Origin of the sequence: Microbacterium sp. B35-04, assembly GCF_010634885.1 — a bacterium.
Classification (GTDB): domain Bacteria; phylum Actinomycetota; class Actinomycetes; order Actinomycetales; family Microbacteriaceae; genus Microbacterium.
In genome coordinates this window covers 20848-30713 of record NZ_MWLP01000056.1, presented here as the reverse complement: position 1 = coordinate 30713, position 9866 = coordinate 20848, and the positions used below count along the sequence as shown (strand labels likewise).

Genomic DNA, 9866 nt, shown 5'->3' with positions numbered 1-9866 from the left:
GAGTTCGGCGGCGACGCGGTCGACCGCTGCCCGGACGGAATCTGCGTCGGCCACGTCGGCGGCGATCGCGGTCGCACGGCCCCCGTGCGCGACGATCTCTTCTGCGGTGAGGGACGCTGCGGCCTCGTCGAGGTCGATCACAGCCACGGGGTGACCGTCTGCGGCGAGTCGCTTGGCGGTGGCCGCCCCGATGCCGCGGGCGGCGCCGGTGACGATGGCGGTGGTCATGTCGTTGATCCCTTCGCGGTTTCGTTCAGGTGAAGGCGGGGATGCCGGTGATCTCGCGGCCGACGATAAGCGTGTTCATGTCGTGCGTGCCTTCGTACGTGTAGATCGCCTCGGCGTCCGCGAAGCGGCGCGCGACCCCGTAGTCCAGCTGAATGCCGTTGCCGCCGAGGACTTCGCGGCAGAGGGCCACAACACGTCGCATCCGTTCGCTCACGCTGGCCTTGGCCATCGCCGATTGCTCATCGGTGAGCGCCTCTACCTCTTGCAGCTGTGCGGTGCGGGTACAGAGGGCGATGGATGCTGTGATCTCCGTGAGGGCCGTGACGAGCTTGCTCTGCACGAGTTGATAGGAGCCGATCGGCCGCCCAAATTGCTCGCGCGACCGCGCGTACGCCACGGCGGCTTCATAGGCGCCGGCGCCGTTGCCCAGCGCCTGCCACGCGACATCCGATCGCGTTTGCCGAAGGATGTTCGCAACCTCGCGGAACGAGCGCACGCGCGCCAGGCGCGAAGACTCCGGCACCCGCACCTCGGTGAGCACGATGTCGGCGTTCTCGACGGCGCGGAGCGACTGCTTGCGTTCGATCTTCGTTGCGGTGAAACCAGGGGTGTGCCGGGGAACGAGGAACCCCTTGACGTTGCCGTCGGCGACGTCGCGCGCCCAGATGACGACGATGTCCGCGAAGGTGGCGTTGCCGATCCAGCGCTTCGCTCCGTCGAGCACCCACTCGTCCCCATCGCGGCGGGCCGTCGTGCGGATGCCGCGGGCTGTGTCGGAACCCGAGAGAGGCTCGGTGAGGCCGAACGCGCCGACGACCTCGCCGCGCGCCATCTTCGGAAGGAGATCCGCGCGCTGCTGGTCGGATCCCCCGATGGCGACCGCGTTCATGGCCAGGCCGCTGTGAACGCCCGCCATCGTCGCGACGGAGGAGTCGACGCGGGCCAGCTCGTAGCTCACCCAGCCGCGGAAGAGAGCCGAGTTCTTGAATTCGGCGACGTCGGGGAACCCGGCGCTGTAGAGACCGAGGTCGGCGAGCGGGCGGAAGACGTGGCGAGGACTCTCTGCCCGCTCCCAGTACTCATCCGCGATCGGGGCGACCTCGGCCTCCAGAAAGCGGCGAAGCCCTGCGAGGCGTGCGCGCTCGTCAGTGGTGAGCAGTTCGCGGTAGCCGTAGAAATCCACCGGATCTGTTCCGCGAACTTCCTCCTCGATGGTCGGATCCAGCCCTTTGAGGCGCGTTACTGCCGCGATCGTCATTGAATCTCCCCGTCCAATAGTCGGTGACGGGGCAAACATACATGAAAAACACCCAACTGAGCGGTTTACGCTCAGATCAGACGTCCGGAGCGCTCAGATTTCGCACGGTTGGATGTGTTTCATCTAGGCTCGCTTCTGAGGCGCGAGGTGCGGCGTCGATAGGGCTCATCAGCGCCGACCCAAGCCGCACTGCTACCGGCACGACTCTGACTCGAGGGTGAGGAAGATATGACGCAAGAATCTCAGGTGCGCAACGCGCCGACGGCCTCGGAGGGCGTCGTCGAAGCGAAAGCCCACTGGCAGTCGGCACAGGATGTGGCGGACGACGTCCGGCAACTCCAAGCGACGTACACGGCAGCGACGCTGAACGTCGCGGCCGTGCTGTGTGACGACCACCCCGCAGGCGATATCGCGTTCACGCTGATCGACGGCGACGCGCGTGCAACCCCGCTGACCTATGGCGAGCTGTCCGACGCATCCAGACGGCTGGCCGGCGCGCTGAGAGCTCGCGGGATCGGCGAAGGCGACCGGGTGGCCGTGCTGATGAGCAAGAGGCGGGAGCTGCCGATCGCCCTGCTCGCCATCTGGCGACTCGGCGCTGTCCACGTGCCGCTGTTCACGGCCTTCGCCGCCCCCGCCATCGAGATGCGGGTCGCGGGATCGAGGGCGACGCTCGTCATCACCGAGCCCGACCAGCTCTCGAAGGTCGACGCTATTGGTATCGACACCCTGGTGACGGGGGCCGCCTTCGACCGTCTTCTCGAAGGCGAACCTCTCGACGGGCGGGGCGTCGCGGTGGGTGGCGGCGGCCTCATCGTGCAGCTCTACACGTCGGGTACGACGGGAACACCCAAGGCTGTCGGCATCCCGGCGCGTGCGATCGGATCATTCGTCGCGTACATGCGGTATGGCCTGGGGGTGGACGACGACGATGTGTTCTGGAATGCGGCCGATCCCGGGTGGGCGTACGGCCTGTACTACGGCATCATCGGCCCTCTCGCGATCGGCAGGCCGAACGTGCTGCTCGGCGCGGGCTTCTCTGCAGACCTCACCCGCAGGGTCATCGAGAGCATCGGTGTGACGAACTTCGCGGCAGCGCCGACGGTCTACCGCTCTCTGCGGCTCGGCGACGTCAGACTCGAACGGTCTCGTCTACGCCGCGCGTCCTCGGCGGGCGAGCCACTCACGCCCGACGTCACCGCATGGGCACCGGGCGCGCTCGGTTCGACCGTGCGCGATCACTATGGTCAGACCGAGCATGGAATGATGATCGTCAACGCGTGGCACCCGGCATTGCGCCGCGACGTGCTGCCGGGGTCGATGGGGCAGGCGCTGCCGGGTTTCACCGCCGCGACGCTTGGCTCGCAGATTGTGCTGTCGACGACACGGAGCCCGTTGCTGTGGTTCGAGGGTTACCTCGACGCGGAGGAGAAGACGCGGGAGCGATTCACCAACGACCGAGACTGGTACCTTACTGGCGATGTCGGTCGCCACGACGGCGAGAACTTCTTCTTCGCCTCCCGCGACGACGACGTGATCCTCGCTGCCGGATACCGCATCGGCCCTTTCGACGTCGAGAGCATCATCGTGCAGCTTCCCGATGTCGTCGAGGTGGCAGTCGTCGGCCGTCCTGACGAACTGCGCGGCGAGGTCGTCGAGGCCTTTGTCGTACCCGCTGAGGACGCACAACCTGATGACTCGCTTCGCGATGCCATCAAGCAACTCGTCCGAGACCAGCTAGGCGCTCACGCCTACCCGCGTCGTGTGCACTTCATCGACCAGTTGCCGAAGACACCGAGCGGCAAGGTGCAACGCTTCATCCTGCGCGCACCTGATTTCGAGGTCGACGGGTGATGGCCCCAGCGGCGGTCGCCCGAACGACATCTCGCGCGCGTCTTGGAATGGCTTCAACCGTCAGTTCCTCCCTTCGAACTTTGCCGAAGAGTGCACGGAGCCTCTGACCGGCATTGGCCGGTTATCGCGCGTCTACGCCGGCCACACCGAATCGACGTCACGCCGAGCGGTGAACCTCTCGCTGAGGCTGAGCGGGCGGCCAACCGCTGTCCCGATGCGGCTGGCGACGTCGGTGCTGCGACGGAGACGGATCGCGAGGAATAGAAATCTCAGTGGGATCAACTTCATGCTAACCTGATCGAAAACTGAAGAGAACTGAGATGTTCGTATCGATCGAGGAGGATCGAATGATCGAGTCTGGGCTGGACCAGGGGTCGACAGCTTCGCTGGCGCCTGCGGCGGGGCCGCGAAGCGGCGGCGGCCGGCATGCCGGCTGGCGCACCACCACCCGAGAGCGCGTCTTCTATTACCTAGGTGACGTCGGGCGGATGAACGGCGGCAATATCGTCACTGTCCTCGGCGCGCTCTTCCTCCTCTTCCAAGGCGTCGACGTGCAGGTGGCCGCCGGTCTCACTCTGATGGTCAAAGTCGTGGACGCGGTCAACGACATTCTTTTCGGCTTCGTGGTCGACCGCTGGCGCATCCAAGAGTGGCCCGTGTTCCGCCGGTTCGCCGGTCCAGGACGTTACCTGCCCTGGTATCGCTCGCTGTTCTGGCTGTTTCCGATCACTGTCGTCCTGCTGTTCGCCATGCCGTCGGGCCTCGGCGACGCCGAGAAGCTCATCTGGTATTTCGTGCTGATGGTTCTATTCGATTTCAGCTACACGTTCATCGAGGTGCCGATGAACTCGCTCATCATGACGCTGACCGACAACCCCATCGAAAGAAACACGATCCTCCGCAATCGGGCGATCATCTTCCTCTTCCTGACAATCGTCGTCTCGATGCTGTGGCAGTTCTTGATCAGCGAGAACGTCGGATTGCCACTGACCGGTGTCGCAATCGTCTCCATGATCATTCTGTTCCTGCTGATGCTCCCGCTCGCCTTCGGGGTCAAGGAACACAATCCTGGGCTGAAGAATGTCGACGAGTCCGCGGTGAGGCGATACACATTCGGCGAGATGCTCAGAGTCGTCCGCGCGAACAAGTACATGGCGATCTACCTCGTTTCCGGAGCCATCTCACTCATGCTGGCAACGGGAAGCGCCGTGACCATGTTTGCGGCGTTCTATCTCTTCGGAAACTCCTTCATCCTGAATCTGCCGAGCTTGATCGTGCTGCTGCCGGCACTCGCCCTCCAGCTCGCGTCTGTGAGAATCGCTAAACGATTCGGAAAGCGTGGACCCATCGTCGCTACGGGGCTGGTGATGGCCGCCACGTCCTTCGCCCTCTTCTTCATTCCGACGAGTCAGACGGTGCTCATCGTGGCGATCCTGTGCGTGGCGGGCCTGCCGGCGACGATACTCGGGACATTGCGCAGCTTCATCGCCCCTGATGCGATCGAGTATTCGCGTTACAAGACGGGTCAGGACTGCTCGGGCATCTTCTTCGCGCTCGACTCATTCGTCGCGAAGGCGTTCGGCGGCGTCGGCGCTGCCTTGGCGCTCTTCGCTCTCGGCCTCTTCCAATGGACACCGGTCGACGCGGCGGGATTCGGCGATCTAGTTGCTCAGAATGTGCCCCAGTCGGACCTGGCTCTCACGGGATTGTGGGTGCTATTCACGATCGTCCCTGCGTGCGGAATTCTGCTGAGCGCCCTCGCCATGCTGTTCTACGACCTCAAGGACTCGGATGCGGAGCTGATGGCTCATTGCAACGCAGGAACCATCACCCGCGAAGAGTGCGAGGCGCAGCTCTCGCGTGCCTACTGACCTCGCCACCCGCGTCCAATTCCCAGGAGTTGCAATGTCGTCCAGCACCGCTCAACCACTGATGCGAGACGCACCGCTGAAGACGCGGCTGCTCGCCCCTCTGCTACGGCGGCTCCGGTTCCCGGCGCTCCCAGACCATCCCAAGTTGGGTAAGTGGTATCGCATCACGCCACCGGGCGCGGTGTCGGCGAATGGTGAGCCGTACCATGGGAGCATTCGTCTCGGAAGCGAGAACAAGCTGATCGTGATGTTCCACGGCGGCGGCGTGAGTTGGAACGAGTACATGGCAGCTCGCCCCGCATCGATGTACTCGAAGCCTTCCGGATCGACGTTCTACGCCTCGGATTCCGACCTCGTAGCCGATCTGGTCACGGCGCACGGCGTGGGGAGCAGCAAGGACGGCAATCCGTTCCGCAACTGGAGCATGATCTCCATCAGCTACGGCAGTGGAGATTTCCATGTCGGAACTGCGGACTACCCGTACACGGGGTTGGATGGACAGCAGCGTACCCTCCATCACCACGGCTATACGAATTACCGGGCCGTCATGCAAGAGGCGATGAAGCTCGTGGGCCGAAGCCCGGAGCAGATCGTCGTGACAGGATTCAGCGCCGGAGGATTCGGCACGGCGCTGCTCACGGATGACATCATGCACCTGTTCCCGGACTGCGGCGACGTCACGTGTTGTGTGGACGGTGCCTTCATGCTCTACGACGGCTGGCGGGATGCGGCGGAGCGGGTGTGGCAGGCACCGCCCGAGGTTGTCGAGCGAATCCACTCGGACAACCTCGTGCTCGACGCATTGCAGGCGCTCCGACGTGATCACGGGACACGTGTCCGGACGCTCTTCGTGAGCTCCACACGCGACGTGGCGCTCGCCGAGTACTGGACCTATGTCGCCACCGGTGATCTTGCAGCCGACTCGGAGGCCGGCATCGCCTACCAGCGCGACCTGAAGGTCATGTGCGACGCCCTGCGCGAGGACGACCCCGACGTTGGCCTCTTCATCTACGACACTCCCGTGCCTGCCCTGATGAAGGCACAGCGTGCGGCCGGCCTCACGACTCATTGCATCATCAACTCGAGGCAGGCCGAGAGGGTCCGAGTCGACGGCGTCACGCCCCTCGAGTGGCTTTGGCTCGGTGTCCAGGGGCGCCCCTCTCAGGTGGGCCTCGCGCTCCTCGGGTGAGACGAGTTGCAGTCTCGCCGCGCATTGCAGCGCATGGCGCACTCATCTGGCCGACGGTGATGGGTCCGGCAGTGGTTCGCGGATCCAGGGCTATTGGGTGATCTCACCCGAGTACACACGCTCGCAACCACAGAGCCTCCCGCGTGGACTACCGCGATGCCTCAGATCGGATGTGCTCTCGCCCGGGCAGCCGCTCACGCTGCCGAATAGGGCGCTGACGCGAACCGCATCGCAGCTTGGCGCAGCTGATGAGGCGGCAACCCTATCCAGGGCGCGGCGACGCGCACCATTGGTCTCCACGTGCATCGGCGGAACGGTCGACGATCATCCCAAGCGCATCAGAGCGATCGGGCACGAATGATTCGCCTGAGGCGCCACCGGGGACCAACAGCCCGGAGTGTTGGGCTGTTGGTCCCCGCTGATCAGCGAGGTGGCAGCGCGGCAAGACTCCCGCGTACATCCTGCAGTGTGTCCGAGGGCACCAGCTCGGCCAAGATCTCGAAAACGGCTTCCATGGGCATCAAGCTGACGACGGGGTACGCGGGGTGCTCGCGAAGGTCGAAACCCATGCGATCGAGGATGTCCCTCGCCTCGTCGTCCTCTACGACAGTTGCCAGCGCAGCCCTCGTGAGGTCATAGCGCGCAGTTTCCGTCTTCCGCTCGATCGAAGTCGTCGACGCGGCGGGGCGCTCGGCCGGCGTCCAGTCCGCGTAGCGGAGCCCGTGGCCGTAGGAGAACGTCGGGCGCGCCGTGTCCGCGGGCACATCCGGACGACTCCCCGCCACGGCGTCCATCGACTCGGGGATATCCACAGGCAACGATCCTCGCGGCTCTGCCGCGCCGAACACGACTCGCGTGAATGCCTCGTCGCACGCCCCGAAGTTGACCAGGATCGTCGAGGCGAATGTCAGAAGCGGTGCGAGGATCGCCGGGCGATCGAGGTAGATATCGAGGATGAGAGGCGCCTTCTCGGAGAGAGCCCGAAGATGGCTGATCGTTTCTGCCGGGAAGTCGAGTGAACCGGCGTGGAAGAACGAGTCCAACACGCCGCCGCGCTGCTCCCATGGTGCGTTCAAGCGGACGATCGCCACATCTGCGCGCTCCGGATCGCTCACGACGTCGGCCCAACCGGCGAAGTCACCGGGCTCGCCGCCCTCGAGGTACACCGACGGCTGACCCGAGAGGGGAAGGTGGGCCGCACCCTCGCCGTTCGTGAGCAGTGTGAAGGCTGCCGATTGTGCCTCGAGACCGGCGGCACGGGCATCCGCGCTCCCGACCAGCTCATCAGCGGAGTCGACGTCCACGTAGCGCGCTTCGTCGAACAGTCCCAGTGAGAACTTCTCTCGAAGGAGGCGCCGAACCGAGATATCCAGGCGTGACTCGGAGACTCTGCCGCCTCTCACGAGGTCGATCAGGGCCTGCACATCCGTCTCGCCGCCGAACTGATCGACGCCGGCTTCGAGGGATTTGATCAGCCGCTCGTCGAACGTAAGGGATTCGACCCCCCAGAATTGGCTGGACAGTACGCCCCAGTCGGTGCAGACGACGCCGTCGTATCCGAGTTCTTCTCGCAGTAGGTCGTTGATGATCTGCTTGTTGAACGCAAACCCGACTTCCTCGTACTCGGTGCCGACCGGCATGCCGTAGTAGGGCATGATCTGGGAAACGCCGGCATCGAGCAGGTCGCGGAACGGCTGAAGGTGCAGATCGAACCGTCCTCCCGGGTACACCTGCTCCCTGCCGTAGGAGAAGTGCGGGTCCTCGCCGTCAAGCTGGGGGCCGCCGCCGGGGAAGTGCTTGGCCATCGCGGCCACGGACTGCGGTCCGAGGGCGTCGCCCTGCAGCCCGAGCATGTAAGCGAGGCCGAGTCGTCCCACGACGTCTACGTTCTGTCCGAAGGTACCGATGCCGCGCGACCAGCGAGGCTCGGTCGCCAGGTCGATCTGGGGATGAAGCGCGCTCCGGATGCCGACGGCCAGGTACTCCCGGCGGACCACGTCGCCGAAGCGCCGTGTGAGCTCGGGGTCGTCGAGCGCTCCGAAGCCGAGAAACTCCGGCCACTGCGAGAAGGGGCCGGACATCAGTGCAGTCGCGGGATTGTCGGTGAAGGCGTGCCGTGGATCGCTCGAGATGGTGAACGGGATGCCGAGGCCGATCTCGGATGCTTCCCGCTGCAGCGCGTTGTGCCAGGCCGCCATCTCGCGGGCGGAACGGGTCGCGACGACGTTCGCATGAGTGATGCGGCGCTCGAGAAGGTCACGGTTCGAAAGCGACCCCATCACCCGGGTGCCGAGGTCGTCCGCAACCTGGATCGGCGGCTGAAACATCAGTCCCGCCTTGTCGGCCAGAGTCATTCGTGCAAGCAGGTCCTCGACCCGCGCCGCGATGGCAAGCGAGGCGTCTTGGTAGGGAAATGCGGTGTCGCTCACAGGACTCCTTTGTGCGGGGCGTCAGATAATATCTGAGTATAGCCATATTTTCGATCCGCGTGAATCTGGCGGATGAAGAGCACCAGGCGGATATCTCTGGTTCTCGAGTCGCATTGAGGGGAAGTCATGGGCGATAGCGATCTCGAAATGATGCGACGGCGTGCGCCGGGGTTCGAGGTCAGGGAGGGGCAGGTTCCGGGCCGTGGCGGGGCGATCCGCATCCGTGACTATCTGCCTCTCCGCCCCCTATCCGCGATCCCGCTCCTCTGGGTGCACGGCGGTGGATGGTTTGGCGGCAGCGTCCACATGAAGGAATCCGATGCGCCGGCGAAGTACCTGGCGGCGCACGGTCGTGTCGTGCGGACCGTGGACTACCGACTGGCCCCTCGGCCAGCGCGTCGAAGAGCGGCCGGGCGCGAGAACACGTCCAATCGGTTCCCGGCGGCGCTTCACGACGTGGTCGATGCCGCACTGGATCTGTGGGCGCGTCACAGCAGTCTCTCGCTGGGCGGAGCGAGCGCTGGCGCGAATCTCGCCGCCGGGGCGACTCTGATGCTCCAGGCGGAAGGGTGTGCGCAGCCCACGTCACTGGTCCTCGCATACGGCGTGTTCCACGGAAAGCTGCCAGAACACTCCGAAGTGGAGAAGTCGCTACGCGGGTCGCTCGCCGGATCCAAGTTCATGCTCGCCGAAGTACACCGAATGACTGCGAATTACGTCGGCGATGAGCGTCTGCTGGAGGATCCTCTGGCGTTTCCGGCTTACGCGTCGCTCTCGAACCTGCCGCCGACCCTGATGATCGACGCCACGCATGACATCCTTCGCCGCTCGAGCAGCACCTTCGCGGACGCCGCGACGGCGGCTGGCGCGAATATCGAGTACCGCCTCATCAAAGGCCACCACGGATTTCTGAATAGGCCACGATCGAGTGCCTTCTCGGAGGCCGTCGCCCGCATCGAGCGATTCCTCGACGCGGGACGGTTCCCCGACGACCCAGGATCAGTTCACGATTCTGAGTTCAACGCCTTTTGATGCGG

Annotated in this window: 7 protein-coding genes; 4 read left to right on the top strand and 3 right to left on the bottom strand. The window is 64.7% G+C overall.

Annotated elements, in window-relative coordinates:
* Together B1729_RS13450 and B1729_RS13445 are read right to left on the bottom strand one after the other, a co-directional pair.
* Positions 1-228, bottom strand: a 228-nt coding sequence (locus B1729_RS13450) for an SDR family NAD(P)-dependent oxidoreductase (protein WP_163633202.1), incomplete at its 3' end; no start/stop codon positions are given.
* 25 nt (positions 229-253) lie between these two features.
* Positions 254-1486, bottom strand: coding sequence for an acyl-CoA dehydrogenase family protein (locus B1729_RS13445; RefSeq protein WP_163633200.1), 1233 nt, complete (start codon positions 1484-1486; stop codon positions 254-256).
* Between the two features lie 228 nt (positions 1487-1714).
* Here B1729_RS13445 and B1729_RS13440 point away from each other — a divergent pair, with 228 nt between their 5' ends.
* The 3 genes from B1729_RS13440 to B1729_RS13430 all read left to right on the top strand — a co-directional run bounded on the left by B1729_RS13440 (position 1715) and on the right by B1729_RS13430 (position 6400).
* The gene (locus B1729_RS13440) at positions 1715-3340 is read left to right on the top strand and encodes an AMP-binding protein (RefSeq protein WP_163633198.1); all 1626 of its coding nucleotides are present in this window, start codon (positions 1715-1717) and stop codon (positions 3338-3340) included.
* A 347-nt stretch (positions 3341-3687) separates the two neighbouring features.
* Positions 3688-5211 (top strand): MFS transporter, encoded by a 1524-nt coding sequence (locus tag B1729_RS13435; RefSeq protein ID WP_163633196.1) that lies wholly within the window; start codon positions 3688-3690, stop codon positions 5209-5211.
* Positions 5212-5245: 34 nt separating this feature from the next.
* Positions 5246-6400, top strand: coding sequence for a pectin acetylesterase-family hydrolase (locus B1729_RS13430; protein WP_163633194.1), 1155 nt, complete (start codon positions 5246-5248; stop codon positions 6398-6400).
* A 422-nt stretch (positions 6401-6822) separates the two neighbouring features.
* On the opposite strand, the gene B1729_RS13425 is transcribed toward B1729_RS13430, so the two are convergent.
* Positions 6823-8829: a glycoside hydrolase family 3 N-terminal domain-containing protein gene (locus B1729_RS13425; RefSeq protein ID WP_239539637.1), complete on the bottom strand. Its 2007-nt coding sequence runs from the start codon at positions 8827-8829 to the stop codon at positions 6823-6825.
* Between the two features lie 126 nt (positions 8830-8955).
* On the opposite strand from B1729_RS13425, the gene B1729_RS13420 reads away from it, so the two are divergent.
* Positions 8956-9861: an alpha/beta hydrolase fold domain-containing protein gene (locus tag B1729_RS13420; RefSeq protein WP_163633192.1), complete on the top strand. Its 906-nt coding sequence runs from the start codon at positions 8956-8958 to the stop codon at positions 9859-9861.
* Positions 9862-9866: the final 5 nt, after the last annotated feature.

Excerpts from the sequence above, each read along its gene's own strand:
- B1729_RS13445 (WP_163633200.1), bottom strand. The coding sequence starts at position 1,486 with ATGACGATCGCGGCAGTAACGCGCCTCAAAGGGCTGGATCCGACCATC.
- B1729_RS13440 (WP_163633198.1), top strand. The coding sequence starts at position 1,715 with ATGACGCAAGAATCTCAGGTGCGCAACGCGCCGACGGCCTCGGAGGGC.
- B1729_RS13435 (WP_163633196.1), top strand. The coding sequence starts at position 3,688 with ATGATCGAGTCTGGGCTGGACCAGGGGTCGACAGCTTCGCTGGCGCCT.
- B1729_RS13430 (WP_163633194.1), top strand. The coding sequence starts at position 5,246 with ATGTCGTCCAGCACCGCTCAACCACTGATGCGAGACGCACCGCTGAAG.
- B1729_RS13420 (WP_163633192.1), top strand. The coding sequence starts at position 8,956 with ATGGGCGATAGCGATCTCGAAATGATGCGACGGCGTGCGCCGGGGTTC.